Annotated in this window: 16 protein-coding genes; 12 read left to right on the forward strand and 4 right to left on the reverse strand. The window is 41.8% G+C overall.

Features of this window, described 5'->3' with window-relative positions; genetic code table 11:
- Positions 1 to 2: 2 nt before the first annotated feature.
- On the reverse strand, positions 3 to 1,007 hold the full coding sequence (locus tag DWW91_RS06265; protein ID WP_007658800.1) for an AI-2E family transporter: 1,005 nt from the start codon (positions 1,005 to 1,007) through the stop codon (positions 3 to 5).
- 705 nt (positions 1,008 to 1,712) lie between these two features.
- Positions 1,713 to 2,720 (reverse strand): hypothetical protein, encoded by a 1,008-nt coding sequence (locus DWW91_RS06270; protein ID WP_122327262.1) that lies wholly within the window; start codon positions 2,718 to 2,720, stop codon positions 1,713 to 1,715.
- 179 nt (positions 2,721 to 2,899) lie between these two features.
- Here DWW91_RS06270 and DWW91_RS06275 point away from each other — a divergent pair, with 179 nt between their 5' ends.
- The 4 genes from DWW91_RS06275 to DWW91_RS06285 all read left to right on the forward strand — a co-directional run bounded on the left by DWW91_RS06275 (position 2,900) and on the right by DWW91_RS06285 (position 5,411).
- Positions 2,900 to 3,124, forward strand: a complete 225-nt coding sequence (locus tag DWW91_RS06275) for an NVEALA domain-containing protein (protein WP_122327263.1) — start codon at positions 2,900 to 2,902, stop codon at positions 3,122 to 3,124.
- 72 nt (positions 3,125 to 3,196) lie between these two features.
- Positions 3,197 to 3,490 carry a hypothetical protein gene (locus DWW91_RS27535; RefSeq protein WP_147426532.1) on the forward strand — a complete coding sequence of 98 codons (294 nt, stop codon included), beginning with the start codon at positions 3,197 to 3,199 and terminating at the stop codon, positions 3,488 to 3,490.
- 176 nt (positions 3,491 to 3,666) lie between these two features.
- Positions 3,667 to 4,797 (forward strand): 6-bladed beta-propeller, encoded by a 1,131-nt coding sequence (locus tag DWW91_RS06280; protein WP_122327264.1) that lies wholly within the window; start codon positions 3,667 to 3,669, stop codon positions 4,795 to 4,797.
- Positions 4,794 to 5,411, forward strand: a complete 618-nt coding sequence (locus DWW91_RS06285) for a hypothetical protein (RefSeq protein ID WP_122327265.1) — start codon at positions 4,794 to 4,796, stop codon at positions 5,409 to 5,411. The genes DWW91_RS06280 and DWW91_RS06285 overlap by 4 nt, the downstream gene beginning before the upstream one ends.
- Positions 5,412 to 5,553: 142 nt before the next feature.
- Here the strand turns inward: DWW91_RS06285 and DWW91_RS06290 are convergent, their stop codons facing one another.
- Complete coding sequence (locus tag DWW91_RS06290; RefSeq protein ID WP_007658805.1) at positions 5,554 to 6,657, reverse strand: sialidase family protein; 1,104 nt, start codon at positions 6,655 to 6,657, stop codon at positions 5,554 to 5,556.
- A 188-nt stretch (positions 6,658 to 6,845) separates the two neighbouring features.
- Here DWW91_RS06290 and DWW91_RS06295 point away from each other — a divergent pair, with 188 nt between their 5' ends.
- On the forward strand, positions 6,846 to 7,364 hold the full coding sequence (locus DWW91_RS06295) for an HdeD family acid-resistance protein (RefSeq protein ID WP_010802480.1): 519 nt from the start codon (positions 6,846 to 6,848) through the stop codon (positions 7,362 to 7,364).
- 6 nt (positions 7,365 to 7,370) lie between these two features.
- On the opposite strand, the gene DWW91_RS06300 is transcribed toward DWW91_RS06295, so the two are convergent.
- Entirely contained in the window at positions 7,371 to 8,273 is a 903-nt protein-coding gene (locus tag DWW91_RS06300; protein WP_010802479.1) for an AraC family transcriptional regulator, read from the reverse strand.
- A gap of 236 nt (positions 8,274 to 8,509) precedes the next feature.
- Between DWW91_RS06300 and DWW91_RS06305 the strand changes: the two genes are divergently transcribed.
- The 7 genes from DWW91_RS06305 (at position 8,510) to DWW91_RS06335 (ending at position 16,529) form a co-directional block, all read left to right on the forward strand.
- On the forward strand, positions 8,510 to 9,127 hold the full coding sequence (locus DWW91_RS06305; protein WP_007658811.1) for a TetR/AcrR family transcriptional regulator: 618 nt from the start codon (positions 8,510 to 8,512) through the stop codon (positions 9,125 to 9,127).
- Between the two features lie 32 nt (positions 9,128 to 9,159).
- The gene (locus DWW91_RS06310) at positions 9,160 to 10,569 is read left to right on the forward strand and encodes a TolC family protein (protein WP_044214748.1); all 1,410 of its coding nucleotides are present in this window, start codon (positions 9,160 to 9,162) and stop codon (positions 10,567 to 10,569) included.
- A gap of 39 nt (positions 10,570 to 10,608) precedes the next feature.
- Complete coding sequence (locus DWW91_RS06315; protein WP_010802478.1) at positions 10,609 to 11,631, forward strand: efflux RND transporter periplasmic adaptor subunit; 1,023 nt, start codon at positions 10,609 to 10,611, stop codon at positions 11,629 to 11,631.
- Positions 11,632 to 11,644: 13 nt separating this feature from the next.
- Complete coding sequence (locus tag DWW91_RS06320; RefSeq protein ID WP_010802477.1) at positions 11,645 to 14,770, forward strand: efflux RND transporter permease subunit; 3,126 nt, start codon at positions 11,645 to 11,647, stop codon at positions 14,768 to 14,770.
- A gap of 125 nt (positions 14,771 to 14,895) precedes the next feature.
- Positions 14,896 to 15,189, forward strand: a complete 294-nt coding sequence (locus DWW91_RS06325; RefSeq protein WP_007658818.1) for a PG0541 family transporter-associated protein — start codon at positions 14,896 to 14,898, stop codon at positions 15,187 to 15,189.
- Between the two features lie 6 nt (positions 15,190 to 15,195).
- On the forward strand, positions 15,196 to 15,753 hold the full coding sequence (locus DWW91_RS06330; RefSeq protein ID WP_007658819.1) for an STM3941 family protein: 558 nt from the start codon (positions 15,196 to 15,198) through the stop codon (positions 15,751 to 15,753).
- 50 nt (positions 15,754 to 15,803) lie between these two features.
- Entirely contained in the window at positions 15,804 to 16,529 is a 726-nt protein-coding gene (locus DWW91_RS06335) for a DUF1295 domain-containing protein (protein ID WP_122327372.1), read from the forward strand.
- Positions 16,530 to 16,584 lie beyond the last annotated feature (55 nt).

The raw sequence follows: 16,584 nt of genomic DNA on the forward strand, positions 1-16,584 counted from the left end.
CTTTATTTATCCAAGTACTCTTTCTTGAACATCGAAAAGCAAAGTATAAAGACGGAGATCAGGAGCGGACCGAATATAATTCCCATAAAACCAAACAGGGACAAACCGATTATTACTCCGAAAATCGTGATCAACGGATGGGTGTCCGCCATTTTTTTCTGTAAGATAAAACGAATCAGGTTATCCACGTTAGTGATAACGATCAGTGCATAGGCTGTCAAAGCCAGCGCATTTACCCAATCGCCGGTCAAAGCCATATAAACGGCAAGCGGCAGCCACACCAAAGCTGTTCCCACAACTGGAATAATAGTAGCAAAACAGGTCAGAAAACCGAATAAAAACGGGCTAGGCGCATTAAACACCCAATATCCGATCATCGCGATAACGCCCTGGATGATTGCCAGCAGAGGGATACCGATCGCATTGGAGGTAACGATCATATTGATCTCTTTCAGTACTTCGCGTTTATTTTCTTTGCTGAAGGGTAGGATTTCATAAATGTATGTTTCCATCTTACTTCCTCCGATCAGCATAAAATAAAGGATAAGAACCAGAACTGCCACATTCACTGCAAAACCACTGATACCTCCCATCAGGGCTTGTCCAATCTTAGGCAGGACAGAGACAATAGATGAGATATTATCTTTTTCCAATACATCAAAGCCGGTCTTCTCCCTGACCAGGTCAGCGATATGCTCAAAAGAACTGATCAGTTCGGATGGGTTCAGGTTTATATTCTGAAGTTTATTAACGAACAACCAGACAGCCAGAGACAATGGTATCAGAAAACACAAGATGGTTTCAAGTAATAGCAATATGGCAACCAGGCTACGGTTCCAATGTCTCTTCTCTGTCAGGTACTGCAGTTGCTTTCGCAATAATATATAAATGGTACATGCACCGAGTATTCCTCCCAGAAACGGAGTAAATTCGATAAAAAGTATGATTCCCATTACCAGAATGATAGTGATCAGGGAATATTTCCAGTACGACTCTTTCAAGCTCATATTTGTTTATAATATAACATTCAACATCCTGTTTACAGTCATGACCTCCGGTCATTTGTATATAAAACAAATTATCTGCCACAGTTGTTAAGATTATCATATCAAAATATCAAAAAGATAATTTAAGTACTTAATTACCCGGATATAACGCCCCAGGATCTTACAAGGAGATTTTTATGCAATTCTCCGGACATTCGATTTTACCATATTGACCCAAGAAAAGAAGAAAAAAGGTCAATTTTAAATAATACACCTATATATTGTAACTATTTATTCCCAGATCTCCGATTTTACAAAACTTATTAAAAACCATTTCATCCAACCACCAGAGGCCTTCTGTAGAAAAAACATGCCTAAAAACATAAGATTTGGAACTAAAAGATGAGCAATCCTATCAAGGAGAAAGCATATTTAACATATTTTTTTACTGCAATAAACTTAAATCTCATTTAAAACGAAAAAAAATTCGTTTTAAATGAGATGAATTTTTGTTTAAACCAAATTGAATTTGGTAAGAAATTCGAGAACAAAAAAGGAAATTGTTAAATAATGTATTAAACACATCTCTAAAACACCTATCCAGAGCAATATATACGTAAGCTGCTTTGAGTATTTCAAATCCATTTAATACAAAAACACAGGATTAAGCATCTATTTGCCAAAAGTTTTTTTAGCAGTACGCTCCGTTTTCGAATATAATCAAGTTCAATTATAACTACAGACACAAATTCTAAGTCCTTTCTTAGTCAACTTTTCCACGTACAGTCCGGAACCCTCCAATTCATTATTTAAACGGTTGACTGCATTACGTACTGCATCATTCGATGTATCACCATTTCCCCAAACATCTTTCTTGATATCTTCATACGTTTGAAACCAATCCTCTCCTTTGAAAAGATAAGCCAGCAATTCCGCAGATCTTTTCGTTAGAGAAATCCAGTTTTCGTTATATCGAAGTTCTCTCGTTGTCTCATTAAAAAACAGGTTCTCTTTTATACATTTATCACTCGGAGAACACTTTTCTATATATTTCAATTGAGAGAAGACCTTCCATTTACGCCAATTCAGAAAAGTATATCCTCCTACTAATATGAGCACAAGCAGTCCGATGATAATCAGCGCCCATCTATGCGGAACATTTCGCCATATATCCCAGGTTCTGTATTTCACATATCCCTGCAATTTTATAAAATTACCAATAGAAACCAAATCCAACGCGATAGCATCTTTATAAAATGCACTATCAGATACACTATATTCACTCACCCCATTAGTCGTATAAACAATAGCCGTTTCGCCGGGTAAATTATCTTCTTTCAACAACTCTTTGAATATAGAATCCAATCGGACTACGTTAATGGGATTTTTGGTTAAAAGATAAAGATGGTCATTTATATATTTCCCTTCTTCATAAGAAATATCTTTCTTCTCTTTTTTCATTTCGGTTATACCTTCTTCCGTTGTTATCTTAATAGATTTCGAAGGTACACGTGTATGTTTCACTCCTGAACTAAATGCGTTTAAAAACCCCTCCCCTCTTTGAGACTTATCCTGTCGTATAGCCTGATCAAACACTTCGAATGTTTCATCTATCAATTTTTCCTTTGCCTTATCTACAAAAAAAACCAATCCCCACCCTTCCCAAAAGACTACCAGAATAAATACAATCCCGAATATTATAAACCTCTTCATTTCAAAATCTCTTACTTTCATGACCCGGCAAATTTGTCCACAAATATACCAAAATCATCCAACTACCTCTAAAGAAATGCGGGCAAAAAGCGGGCAAAACCAAAAAAATCAAAACGTTCGCTTTATGTTCGCCTTAAATCCTTGGCGTTCTCATTCCTTACACCTTATATTTGCATCGTTGAACAACAAAACGATCAGTCATGAAAAAAACTATTCTAAAACTACCCCTGGTGATTTGCCTAATTACAGCAAGTTGCTACCTCTATTTACAAAAAGACAACGACCTCAATAATTTGGTCATTAAAAACATCGAAGCATTAGCCGAAGATGAATATTATGAAGAAGATTATTATTGTTATGGCATAGGCTCTGTCGACTGCTATGGTGATAAAGTCGAAATGAAAATAGAAGGTTATAGATTGTAATAAAACAATGAATATAGTTACTAATTTATTAATCAAGTACTCCAATGTTGAGTGCTCTAATATTATTTACGTATGAAAAAAATAATTTTTATGGTAGTAATAGCAGCCTTGGCTGCTATAAATGTGAATCTTGCATTCAATAGTGAAGAATCCGTCATTGATTTGTCTTTGACAAGTATAATGGCTCTGGCAAGGGGAGAGACTGATATTTGTTCGATTTGCGGTAATGATGTTAACACTTGTAATTGCGATTTAGGCATCACATGCGATGAAGGTAGTTGTCGGGGAAAGGTGTGCCATAAGAATACTCAAAATTGGGTTTGTCCCTGTGAGGCAAATGGGAATCCTTATTCTTTTTGTATATAATATACAGTAAGTAAAGATGCCCGGTTATTTATTTAAGAGGGCACTGAAAAACTCTTTTTATTAGAAATCACCTCCTCTACAGACAGTTCTGAAGATGGTAAAATCTGAAAATCAGTTTTTCTGTGTTCTCTTTTTTTAACTGGACATTTTTTTTATAATTTTAATTAGATTGAAAGATGAAGAAACTATTTATACTGTCATTTGTAATATGTTTTACAATGTGTACACCAAAACCAAAGACTGGTGATGCTATTTTTGCTGATCTAGATCGACCGGAGAAAGCATCTCTGTTCGATTATTTTCATTCCATTGAGCTAATTCCGTTGGAAACTTCTTCTGACATTCTTATTACAGGGATTTCGAAAATAATTTATCACCAAGAAAAATATTATGCATTAGACAAACCTCAAAGTATCATTTTCGTATTTGATAAAACGGGAAAATTTCTTTTTAAAATAGCAACAAAGGGACAAGGTGCCGGAGAATATTCCTTTATTCAGGATTTCACGATCAATTCTTTTTCTGATAATCTTGAAATACTTGAACCTTATGGAAGAATACATATTTATGATTTATCCGGCAACTTTATCGAAACAAAACGAATTGCTTATCCAGGGTTTAAAGTCGCACACTCATTTACCGCTCTAGATTGCGCCACCTATGTCTTGCATTCGAAGTATGAACCTAAAAAGATTATTTATTTTAATCTTGATGAGCAAAAGTTATTACATGAAGAATTTGAAGAGGACATGTCTATTGGTAGTTACTCTAATATTCCTTATCAATATCAGAATGACTGGTTCTTTTTCCGACCGTTCCATCCTGTCGTTTACAAAATGGGAAAGAAACAGCTTGAAGTCGCTTTTCAATTCGATTTTGGAAAATATACCAAAGAAGGTAGAACTGCCGTTCTCTCGAAAGAGTCTGAAAAAAACTTCGCTAAAAATACAGAAGAAATGTTTGCCCAATTTTCTTACATGATACAGTCTGTGAGACATAACAGTAAATATATATTTGCTTCACTTTTCTGGAAAGATGAAGATCACAAGGCTAATATAATATATGACAAATCTACTGGCAAATCAAAATACATTCTTGATTTTGACGAAAAAGTATGGTTTAACTCCTATCGGGGAGAAGAAATAATAGTTACAGACGAATATGCCTTGATGCCTATCCAATGGGTTGATCTGGAAAAACGCATTACAAAAGAAATGTTGGACGACAAGCAACAGGCAATTCTTGAAAAACTATTACAAGCAGACATGGAACAAAATCCGATATTAATTAAATACTGGTTCAAATGAAAAATAAATCAACACAAATAGTTTTAAAATGTACTCTAGCTTGTTTTCTACTATTCAATATCGGCTTATTATTTTTGAATCAACAGTATAAAAGTGAACTAAATAACACAAAGCATAAGTTAGAACACTTAGAAAACATTGAAATCATGTTTGAAGTATCCAAAGAAACAACTGTCACAAGATTCAAATACGAACAATGCAACATAGGTAATTCAACTATCTATTTAGGCTCTGATAACAAAACCCTCATCCCTGCCCTATCCATCACCGATCGGCCCAAATTGGTGATAGGCTTGAATCAGAATATGTGTCGACCATGTGTTGAAGGAGTATTTGCTCACATTAAAGAAGTTTTTCCTGATTTTGAATCAAATCCGGATATTATATGCATTGCCGATATTGAACAACGATTCAAAGACGATTATTATGGCAAAAAAGTAGTAAGCTTTCATCAAAAAGAAGATTATCCTTTGTATGAAATAGAAACAACACCATACTTTTTTATCCTTGATAAAGACTTATGTGTAAAATTATTATTTATTACTGACACAACAAGCCCTGAGCTAACAAAAGAGTATCTGAAAATCATTAAAGATCGTTATATGGTAAATTGAAATTCATTCCTAACACTGAATAAAAAAACATGATTATCAGATTACTAATTACATCTGCTGTTTTGATGCCTTTTGAGTGATAGAGTCAGGAAAGGGGAGGGTTCAAAATTTTGACACCTCCCCTTTCTTACATCCACTTTTATTACAGTTTCACGTCTGTTTCATCCAATTTGAAACGGACTTCCACAATGGAATGTTTCGCTTTTCCCGGACTCATCTTAATATAAGTAATTGCTATAATAGTCCCGTCCGGTAATATTTCTAACCCCGGATAACCACAGTCCGAACCGGCATAACTATGCAGCAGTTTGATCTTATATTGGCCGGAAGTTCCTTCACGCAAGTCTTTTTCATGTCCTACCCAGGCTACAAAATGTCCTTTGGTCGGACTGCCGGGCGCCATATCGCGGAAGACGGCAACCAACCGCCCATCGGGAGCATATTTGATGACATGCCGGTCTCCCGTCAGTCCCCAGGGCGTTTCCTGCAAGGCGCTCCAGGTTTGTCCTTCATCCGTCGATACCATCATTAAAGAGTTTCCGACACGCTTATTTTCACGGGCAATGCAAATCAGACGTTTACCGTCTTCCGAACGGATCACGCAAGGTTCGCAGGGAGCACGGCCCTCCATCTCTCCTACTAAAGTCGACTCCTCCCAGGTCAGACCGCCATCATGGGATATCGATTGCCACAAAGTCAACGGGGGACGGTCCTGGTCATTCAGTCCACGATGGTATAACCCCAGATAATCTCCATTTTTCAATTGGATAATACTGGAAAAAGCCATCACACAGGGTTTACCCAACCTCTTGACCGGACTCCAGCTTTTTCCGCCGTCTTCACTGTAAGTCATAGGCATATCCGGCTGGCCGCAAAAGACAAATAAGCGTTCTTTACCTTTCTTATCCTTCAGGTTGTATATACTCGGACAGTTCCGCATAGTCGACCAGTCCTCGGGAACCGCCTGTTTGGTCCAGGTCAAGCCCGAATCTTTACTGACTGCCAGTAATCCGGCATCACCTCCGTGATCGAAGCTCCATGTACAATAAATCGTTTTATTGTCATCGAGCATCACAGTGGTAGGATGCCCGTTATACAACTCAGGTGTTCCTTCTGAGAGGACGATCTGGCGTCCCCTGTCAGAAGAGATATCCACCCAGGGTAAATTTGGTTTTACCTGCTGTGCCATTACAGGCAATACAGAACCGAGCAATAACGTCTGAAACAATAATAAACCCTTTTTCATCTTCATCTATTTTAGAATTCAATAAATACCAAAAATACATATATTACTACACATTTTCAAATTAGAGATAACTGTATATATATCTTTATTCCCATTTTTTCAGTAATGATAAATATCAATTTATTCCATTCGATAAAGAAAATAACGTATCTTCGTTGTTATATAAAGAAAAACAAAAAAATATCCATATGAAAAGAATCAACAACTCAGTCTTACGCAGTGCGTTTGCCATGATTTTAGGATTTGTACTGGTCTTATGGCCGGAAGCAGCTGTCACCTATCTGGTTATTACTATCGGTATCTGCTTTATTATACCTGGTATATTTTCTCTACTGAATTATTTCACCCGGGAAAAGGTAGAAGGGGAACCCTCCCCCATGTTTCCGATAGACGGAGCCGGAAGCATTTTGTTTGGGGCATGGCTTGTTATCATGCCGGAATTTTTTGTTAATATATTAATGTATATCCTGGGAGCCTTATTAGTAATTGCCGGAGTCCAGCAAATCGCGATGCTTGTTTCAGCCCGCAAATGGAGTATGGTGCCGTTCGGCTTCTATGTAATGCCGGCCCTGATCTTACTGACAGGCATCATGATCATTGCCTATCCGTTCGGGGCCGCCGCTAATACATTTGTGATCTTTGGCGTTGCCAGCATTTTCTATGGTATAATAGAATTAATCAACTGGTATAAATTCCGCCAAAGATGAAAAGAATCAGGATTTGCGGTATTCCATCGGGGAAATACCCATATGCTTCTTAAAGAATTTTCCAAATGTAGACTGATCGGAAAAATGCAGCATATCGGCTACCTGTTGCACGGTCGCCTGCGGGGCTTTCAGCAGGATCTTTGCTTCGACGATCAACGCATCGTCAATCCACTTATTAGCAGATTTTCCGGTCAGTTCCTTTAATATCAAGGACAAATATTGCGGAGTTATAAACAGTTTTTCCGCATAGAATGTAACTACATGCTGCTCTTTGCAATGTTCGAACAACAATTGAAGGAATTGCTCGAACAGTTCCTCCTTTCGGGAAAGGGCAGGCATCAGCAAACCATCCTTCTTGCCCATGAAAATGTTGGCTATTTCCAGCAGAAACCCGACAAACGCATTCTGCATTACCTCTTTCTGAAAAAAATGCGTCCGGTTCTTTATTTTACTTCTCAACAATTCTATGTAATTATCTACCAGCTCTGTCTCCTGGGCTTCAAAAGTCGTACATGGATTCTTCCTTAGCTGCATATAATTAGCCATCGAAGGACTGCGCTTGGCCGTGTTGCATTCATCCAGAAACTCACGTGAAATAACCAGTAACTTTCCTTTAAATCCTTTGCTGACCTTGTTAAGCTGTATCGTATGCGTCGGCATAATGATAGTAAAACTATTCGCTCCAATAGTATAAGGAACATAGTCGAGGGCTATTTCCGAAGAGCCTTCCAACACCAATACCATCAACAATGCATCCAACCGCATCGGCATCGTATGATCTTGTACATCCTGATCGTCCAATTCACTGTGTCCGTCAATATCTGCGATCAAAAAAATATCCTGGAAGCTGTCGCGGATGATGATACCTTTATTCAATTCCGCAAACTTTATTAAAGGAAGATTCTCCATAATTTTATATTTTACTCATCATTATAGTCACCACAAAGATAAGTATTGTTTATAATTCCACAAGAGATATGTTTCATTTTTTACCAATATAGACATCTTCTCCACCTAAAAGACTTTGTTTTTTAAAAGCATCTTTCGTTTCAGACCAATCCTGTAACAGAATAAACCTTTTGAGTTTTCTAAAATAGACAGACCTTTGTCACCGAGCATAGTACAGATGATTCAAAAAAATATATATGACAAAGGAACAAGTAATGACGACGGCATTGGATATGTTCTCACAATACGGAATAAAAAGTGTGAGCATGGACGATATTGCCCGGAATACAGGTATTTCAAAGCGAACGATTTATGAATTCTTCGAAGATAAGGAGACTTTATTGCAGGAAGCGATAAAGTACCACAACAACACTATGCGGAAAATACTTAGTGAACTGGAAAAAGGACCGTTTACGGCTCTTGACGTTTTCGTCCTTTTTTACGAAGAATTCATGAAACATCCCCGCTGGTATATCAAAAGATATTACGATGATCTGAAACGCTATCCCAAAGCAGTGGAACAGGCAGAAAAAGACAAAGCCGATTTTACAACAAGATGCATCAAGCTCCTGAACCGCGGCGGAAAAGAGGGTGTTTTCCAGAAAGACCTGAATATCGAGATATTGGCTTTGCTGGCAAAAGAACAACTGAAAATGATCCAACCGTCAAAAGCGTTTGTAAACCATTCGGTGACAGAAGTATTCCAGACGGTACTGTTTACTTTTCTCCGGGGTATCTGCACAGAGAAAGGTATGGTGATTTTAGAGCGTTACGCCTTGAAACATTCGTACGATATGTTGTCAAGAAAGGAATAATACAGAATTATATTCAAATCAAATCTATTTAAATGGAACGAGTATTTATTAGCAAAAAGAGGATGTGGATGGTTGTGATGTTGCTACCTTCTCTATTCTTTTCCACCGTCAAAGCACAGGAAGTCCTGACGCTCGACCTGGAAAAAGCACTGGAGATTGCGCTGAGTGAAAACCCGACCGTGAAAGTCGCAGACAAGGAAATCGAAAAGAAAAAGTATGCACAGAAAGGTTCCTATGCTGCTCTGTTCCCTCAGGTCAGTTTTACAGCTGACTACACCAGGACATTGAAAAAACAGGTAATGTATATGGACGGTTTCGATATGGGCAGTGGTGAAGGTTCAGGAGAAACAGGAGGAGCCGGAGGATCAGCCGGTATGGAAAGTATCGATATGAGCAAAGGTATCGAAGTGGGCCGTGATAACAACTGGACTACCGGTTTCAACGCATCCATGCCGCTTGTGAACGCAACATTATGGAAAAGCCTCAGCATCTCAGCATTAGATGTGGAATTATCTATCGAACAGGCACGATCTTCCAAAATATCTATGGTAAATCAGGTTAAGAAGAGCTTCTATGCCGTGTTACTGGCAAACGATTCTTACCGGGTTTTCAAGGAAAGCTACGATAATGCCATGGAAAACTACCTGGATATTAAGAAGAAGTATGAACAGGGAACAGTGGCCGAATATGACCTGATTCGTGCAGACGTTACAGTCAAGAACAGCGAACCGAATATGCTTCAGGCTGAAAACTCGCTGGTACTGGCCAAGTGGCAGTTGAAAGCTCTTATGGGAATGGACCTGGAGCAGGAGATCGATTGTACAGGGCAATTAGCCGATTTCGAATCGGTCCTTTTTGCCGATTATATAGCAACAGACACGACACTGACTGCCAACTCTGATTTGAAACAGATCGATCTGCAAGCACAACAATTGAAGAAAACATTGCTCATGCAGAAATTCGATTATCTGCCGACGTTATCACTAACAGGCATGTATCAGTGGAATGCCATGAACAACGATTTCAAATTTAAGAATTACAACTGGACTCCCTATTCGATCATAGGTGTATCGCTTTCAATTCCGATCTTCTCCGGAGGTAGTAAATATCATACTATCAAACAGACGCAAGTGTCCATCCACCAGATGGATCTGCAACGAGAAGACACGAAACGCAATCTGCAATTGGCTGTAAAACAGTATCTGGATAATATGAAAACCTGTGTAAAACAATTCGATGCCGCCCAAAAGGGAGTCGAACAAGCCAACAGAGGCTATAAGATTGCCCAGAAACGTTACGACACCGGCGGCGGTACATTGCTTGAAATGAATGATGCAGAACTGGCGCTGACACAGGCGAAATTGAATCTTAACCAGTCCATCTATAATTATATGGTCGCTAAATCGGATATGGAAAAAGTCTTAGGTCAAGAAACGTATTAAGAAACAAGTATGAGTACAAAAATAAAAACAGTTTACAATATGAAAACACGTGAAATGCTGAAAGTTATCCCACTTATTACATTAGCCCTGCTGATGTCATGTTCGGGTGAAAAGAAGGACGCAGCGACAGATACCCATGATGAAAAAGTAAAAGTGAAGATAGAGCAGGTATCCTCTCAGGATGTAGACCAGATAGCAGATTTTACTGCAACAGTAGAGGCCAATATAAAGAATAATATCGCACCTCAGTCGCCGGTTCGTATTGCGAAGCTGTTTGCCGAAGTTGGCGATCATGTAAAAGAGGGTCAGGTACTTGTCAAAATGGACGAAACAAACCTGCAACAGGCAAAGATCCAACTGGACAACCAGGAAATCGAGTTCAACCGTATCGACGAACTTTATAAAGTAGGCGGTGCCTCCAAATCGGCCTGGGATGCCCAGAAAACTCAGTTGGACGTAAGCCGTGCCAGCTATAAGAACTTGCAGGAGAACACACAGCTGTTAAGCCCGATAAGCGGTATTATCACTGCCCGTAATTATGACAGCGGCGATATGTACAGCGGTGGAGAACCGATCTATACGGTTGAACAAATCCGTCCGGTCAAACTATTTGTAAACGTATCCGAAAGCTATTTTACAGATGTAAAAAAAGGAAACGAAGTGGACATCAAACTCGATGTATACGGTGACGAAGTATTCAAAGGCAAAGTAAGCCTGGTCTATCCGACCATCGACGCTTCAACCCGCACCTTCCCTGTTGAGATCAAGATTGTCAACACTGATGAGCGCGTCCGCCCGGGAATGTTCGCCCGTGCAACCATGAACTTCGGTACACTCAACCACGTTGTTGCTCCGGATCAGGCGATTGTTAAACAATCCGGATCAGGCGACCGCTACATCTATGTGTACAAAAACGGAAAAGTATCCTATCAAAAGGTAGAATTGGGACGTCGTATGGGTAACAAATACGAAATCGTATCAGGCGTAGAAAACGGAGACCACGTGGTAATTACCGGTCAGAACCGTTTGACTAATGGAATGGAAGTTGAAATTGACAAGTAAGAAATAAAAGTATATGAGCTTATATGCAACAGCGGTAAAAAAACCGGTGACCACCGCCCTCGTGTTCGTGGCTGTGGTGATCATGGGTCTTTTTTCCTTAACCCGATTATCTGTCGACCTGTTCCCGGAGATTGAAACCAACATGATCATGGTCATGACGGCCTATCCCGGTGCCAGTGCCAGTGATATTGAAATGAACGTCTCCAAACCGTTGGAGAACGTACTGAATAGTGTGAGTGACCTGAAACATATCACTTCGCAATCCAGAGAAAACATCTCTATCGTAACTCTCGAATTCGAATACGGGACCGATATAGACGTGGCAACCAACGACGTTCGCGACAAGTTGGATGTCGTGGAGTCGTCCCTTCCCGATGATGTGGAAAATCCTATCATCTTCAAGTTCGGTACCGACGACATTCCTATCCTGTTGCTATCCGTGACAGCAGAGGAAAGTACCAACGCCCTTTACAAGATTCTGGATGATAAAGTATCCAACCCGCTGGCCCGTATCAGCGGCGTAGGTGCCGTATCCATCTCAGGAGCCCCGGTCCGTGAAGTGCAAGTGTATTGCGATCCTTACAAGTTGGAAGCCTATGGCCTGACAATCGAAGGGATTTCAAATATCATCGCACAGGAAAACCGGAATACCCCGGGCGGTAGCATCGATATCGGTTCGAATACCTACACACTGCGTGTACAGGGTGAATTCACCGATGCCCGCCAGATGCTCGACCTCGTAGTAGGAAGCAGCAACGGCAGGAATGTTTATCTGCGCGACGTAGCGGACGTAAAAGACTACGTGGAAGAACGTGCACAGGAAACCTTCAACAACGGCGGCCGCGGCGGTATGATCGTTATCCAGAAACAGTCGGGCGCCAATTCGGTGAACATCGCCAAAAAGGTACACGATAAGTTACCCGAAATACAGGCCAGCCTGCCTTCCGATGTAAAATTAGGTGTGATCGTGGATACATCCACCAACATTTTGAACACGATCGACAGTTTGAAAGAAACGATCATGATCACCTTCATTGTCGTAATGTTCGTGGTATTCATCTTCCTCGGACGCTGGAGAGCGACGTTCATCATTATCCTGACAATCCCGATTTCTCTGATAGCCGCCTTCGCTTATCTGCTGGCTTCAGGAAATACGCTGAATATTATCTCACTGAGTTCGCTTTCTATCGCCATCGGTATGGTGGTGGATGATGCGATCGTTGTATTAGAAAACGTAACGACCCATATCGAGCGGGGTAGCAAGCCGAAGCAGGCCGCCGTACATGCGACCAATGAGGTAGCCATCTCCGTTATCGCTTCTACACTGACCATGCTGGCCGTGTTCCTGCCGTTGACGATGGTAACCGGTATGGCGGGTATCCTGTTCAAACAGTTGGGTTGGATCGTTAGTATCATTATGATCGTATCGACAGTAGGCGCTTTGACGCTGACTCCGATGCTTTGTTCACAGTTGCTGCGCCTCGATCCGAAGAAAGGTCGTTTGTACGTGCTATTCTTCACTCCGATCGAGAAAGCATTGAATGCGCTCGATGTAGCTTACGCACGCTTTCTGAGTTGGGCCGTACGCCATCGTAAAACAGTCATCTTCGGTGCCATGCTGATATTCGCAGGGAGCATGATGCTGGTTCCGACCGTCAAAACGGAGTTTTTCCCGACACAGGACAACGGCCGCGTCGGTATCACGATCGAACTGCCGATCGGTACCCGTCAGGAAATCACCCGCGATCTGGCTTTGCGCATCGACAAACAGTTCCGCGAAAAGTATCCGGAAATAGATGTATTGAACTTCAGCGAAGGACAGGCTGACACCGACAATACCTTCGCACAACTTAGCGACAACGGTTCGCACATCATCGAAATGAATGTCGGGTTAAGCAGCGTGGGAGACCGCGAACGCGGATTGATCGAGATTTGCGACCTGATGCGTAAAGACCTGGCTCAATATTCGGAAATCAAGGAATATAAAGTACTGGCCGGTGGTTCTTCCGGCGGTGCAGGTGGCGAAACGACCGTCGATGTGGAAATCTATGGTTTCGACTTCGAAAAGACCGATATCGTAGCTGCCGAACTGGCCCGCCGCCTCGAAACCCTGAAAGGTTGTTCGCAGGTGAACATCAGTCGTAAAGATTATATCCCGGAATATCAGGTAGACTTCGACCGCGAAAAGCTGGCGATGAACGGCCTGAATGTAACTACGGCCTCCACGTATCTTCGTAACCGTATCAACGGCTCCACCGCTTCAAAATATCGTGAAGATGGCGACGAATATGATATAAAGGTACGTTATGCCCCGGAATTCCGCCAGTCGGTAGAAGATATCGAAAATATCATCATCTACAACAGTGCCGGACAAGGCGTTCGTATCCGCGACGTGGGTAAAGTTGTAGAACGTATGACCCCGCCGACTATCGAGCGTAAGAACCGCGAACGTATCATTACCGTTTCGGCCGTTGTAGCCCAGGGTGCCGCATTGAGTGACCTGGTAGAACAAACCCGTGCCGAACTGAAAAAGATGGATATTCCGTCTGAAATTAGCTGGCAGTTGGGTGGTACTTTCGAAGACCAGCAGGATACATTCGCCGATCTGGGTATATTGATGGTATTGATCATCATACTCGTATTCATCGTGATGGCCGCCCAGTTCGAGTCGCTGACCGACCCGTTTGTGATTATGTTCTCTATCCCGTTCGCCTTTACCGGGGTTGTTCTGGGATTGTCTATCACACAAACGCCGCTGGGTGTAATGGCATTGATCGGTGTGATCATGTTGATGGGTATCGTGGTAAAGAACGGTATCGTGCTGATCGACTACACGATCCTTTGCCGCGAACGTGGAATGAGTATCCTGACAGCAGCTGTTACAGCCGGTAAATCCCGTCTCCGTCCGGTATTGATGACCACACTGACCACTGTGCTGGGTATGATCCCGATGGCGGTTGGTACAGGTGAAGGTTCCGAAATGTGGCGTTCGATGGGTATGACGGTTGCCTGGGGGCTTGCCGTTTCGACCCTGATCACGCTGGTTATCGTGCCGGTTGTCTATTGTACATTTGCCGGGAACGGGGTGAAACGCCGCCGCCGCAAAATCGCTAAACTGAACCAGCTGGAACAATTATAAAACAGACAAACCGGGAAGTGGAACTTCCCAGTACCAGGAAGAGGGTATTCCCAGCATTGGGAACGATCTCTTCCCTGTACCGGGAACCACCCGCTTCCGGATATAACATTAAAATATAAAGAACAATGAAAGCTATATTCATATCATTCAATCAGGCCTATTACGAAATGATCCTCAGTATCATGGACCGTAATAATATCCGCGGTTTCACCTACTGGGAAGAAGTGCAGGGACGTGGCAGCAAGAACGGCGAGCCTCATTACGGCAGCCACGCCTGGCCTACCCTCAATTCTGCCATACTGGCAATGGTCCCGGACGAAAAGGTAGACCCTTTCCTAGACCTGCTGCATAAGATGGATTTACAGACAGAAGCCCAGGGATTACGTGCATTCGTATGGAATATCGAGAAATCAATTTGATAAGGTATGGAAACACCTTCTGTAACCACATTCAAATTGAGCAGGCATAAAAAGAGAGGACTGTTTCTGACAACAATCCTCTCTGCCCTGATCGGTACCGGAGCCTTGTACGCAGCCGACGGACTCCAATACGGTGAAGGCCGTTTTGTTTTCATCGCTATCGGAGTATTCGCGTTGCTCACCACTTTCTTCTGTTTCATCAGTTATTCCTTTCTGACCCGGGAAAGTTTCAAAGCCATCTATATCTCTGAAGAAGGGATTAACGACATTTCGACCGGTAACCGGATCGGAACAATTTTATGGAAAGATGTTGAAAGTATCAAAATAATGGACGATATTAGCAACCTGAAACGTAAATATATCGTACTGAAGGTCAGGAACCCGAACGAATATATTGACAGGGAGCCCACACGTAGTAAGAAGCGCTCGCTGGAACTGCGGCTTCAATACTACGGATCACCTATTTGTATTTCCAGCCGTGCGCTGGATTGCACTTTTGAGGAATTAAAACAAGCCGTATTCGACAGATACGACCTCTATAAAGCCTCACATAAAGAGGCATAGTATATCAAGAAGAAATGACACAGGAAGATTTTTCAATATTACTTATCATAATGGCGGTCATCGCCGCCATTGTTTTTGTTACCCTTTATTTCGTAGAAGCCGGCTACGGCATGTTATTCAACAAAAAATGGGGCGTGCCCATCCCCAACAAAATAGCCTGGGTATGTATGGAAGCCCCGGTCTTCATCGTAATGCTCGTCCTGTGGGCAGGATCGGAACGGCAATTCGAAACAGTTCCCCTACTCTTTTTCCTGTTCTTCGAACTGCATTATTTCCAACGGGCCTTCATATTTCCACTGCTTATCAAAGGGAAAAGCAAGATGCCCGCCGGTATTATGACGATGGGGATCGTATTCAACCTGCTGAATGGCTATATACAAGGTATGTGGATATTCTACCTCTCCCCCGAAAATATGTATTCTATCCAATGGCTGACTACACCGCAGTTCATCACCGGAACAATCCTGTTCTTTGCCGGCATGTGGATCAACTGGCAATCGGATTACATCGTCCGCCATCTCCGTAAACCGGGTGATACCAACCACTACCTGCCCAAAGGAGGTATGTTCAACTACGTTACTTCCGCCAACTATTTCGGCGAACTGGTGGAATGGTGTGGTTTCGCCATCCTGACCTGGAGTGCCAGCGGCGCCCTGTTTGCCTGGTGGACATTCGCCAACCTCGTACCCCGTGCCAATACGATCTGGCATAAATATAAAGCCATGTTCGGGAAAGAAGTCGGCAGCCGGAAACGGATCATCCCATTCATTTACTGATTATCTTTGCATACTGATTATATAACTATACAACGAACAGATCATTGAAAACAGA

This window comes from Parabacteroides sp. AF17-3, from assembly GCF_003635445.1.
In the GTDB taxonomy this organism is placed as follows: domain Bacteria; phylum Bacteroidota; class Bacteroidia; order Bacteroidales; family Tannerellaceae; genus Parabacteroides; species Parabacteroides goldsteinii.

Coding starts and splice junctions, on each gene's coding strand:
- DWW91_RS06265 (WP_007658800.1), bottom strand. CDS start 1,007: ATGAGCTTGAAAGAGTCGTACTGGAAATATTCCCTGATCACTATCATT.
- DWW91_RS06270 (WP_122327262.1), bottom strand. CDS start 2,720: ATGAAAGTAAGAGATTTTGAAATGAAGAGGTTTATAATATTCGGGATT.
- DWW91_RS06275 (WP_122327263.1), top strand. CDS start 2,900: ATGAAAAAAACTATTCTAAAACTACCCCTGGTGATTTGCCTAATTACA.
- DWW91_RS27535 (WP_147426532.1), top strand. CDS start 3,197: ATGAAAAAAATAATTTTTATGGTAGTAATAGCAGCCTTGGCTGCTATA.
- DWW91_RS06280 (WP_122327264.1), top strand. CDS start 3,667: ATGAAGAAACTATTTATACTGTCATTTGTAATATGTTTTACAATGTGT.
- DWW91_RS06285 (WP_122327265.1), top strand. CDS start 4,794: ATGAAAAATAAATCAACACAAATAGTTTTAAAATGTACTCTAGCTTGT.
- DWW91_RS06290 (WP_007658805.1), bottom strand. CDS start 6,657: ATGAAAAAGGGTTTATTATTGTTTCAGACGTTATTGCTCGGTTCTGTA.
- DWW91_RS06295 (WP_010802480.1), top strand. CDS start 6,846: ATGAAAAGAATCAACAACTCAGTCTTACGCAGTGCGTTTGCCATGATT.
- DWW91_RS06300 (WP_010802479.1), bottom strand. CDS start 8,273: ATGGAGAATCTTCCTTTAATAAAGTTTGCGGAATTGAATAAAGGTATC.
- DWW91_RS06305 (WP_007658811.1), top strand. CDS start 8,510: ATGACAAAGGAACAAGTAATGACGACGGCATTGGATATGTTCTCACAA.
- DWW91_RS06310 (WP_044214748.1), top strand. CDS start 9,160: ATGGAACGAGTATTTATTAGCAAAAAGAGGATGTGGATGGTTGTGATG.
- DWW91_RS06315 (WP_010802478.1), top strand. CDS start 10,609: ATGAAAACACGTGAAATGCTGAAAGTTATCCCACTTATTACATTAGCC.
- DWW91_RS06320 (WP_010802477.1), top strand. CDS start 11,645: ATGAGCTTATATGCAACAGCGGTAAAAAAACCGGTGACCACCGCCCTC.
- DWW91_RS06325 (WP_007658818.1), top strand. CDS start 14,896: ATGAAAGCTATATTCATATCATTCAATCAGGCCTATTACGAAATGATC.
- DWW91_RS06330 (WP_007658819.1), top strand. CDS start 15,196: ATGGAAACACCTTCTGTAACCACATTCAAATTGAGCAGGCATAAAAAG.
- DWW91_RS06335 (WP_122327372.1), top strand. CDS start 15,804: ATGGCGGTCATCGCCGCCATTGTTTTTGTTACCCTTTATTTCGTAGAA.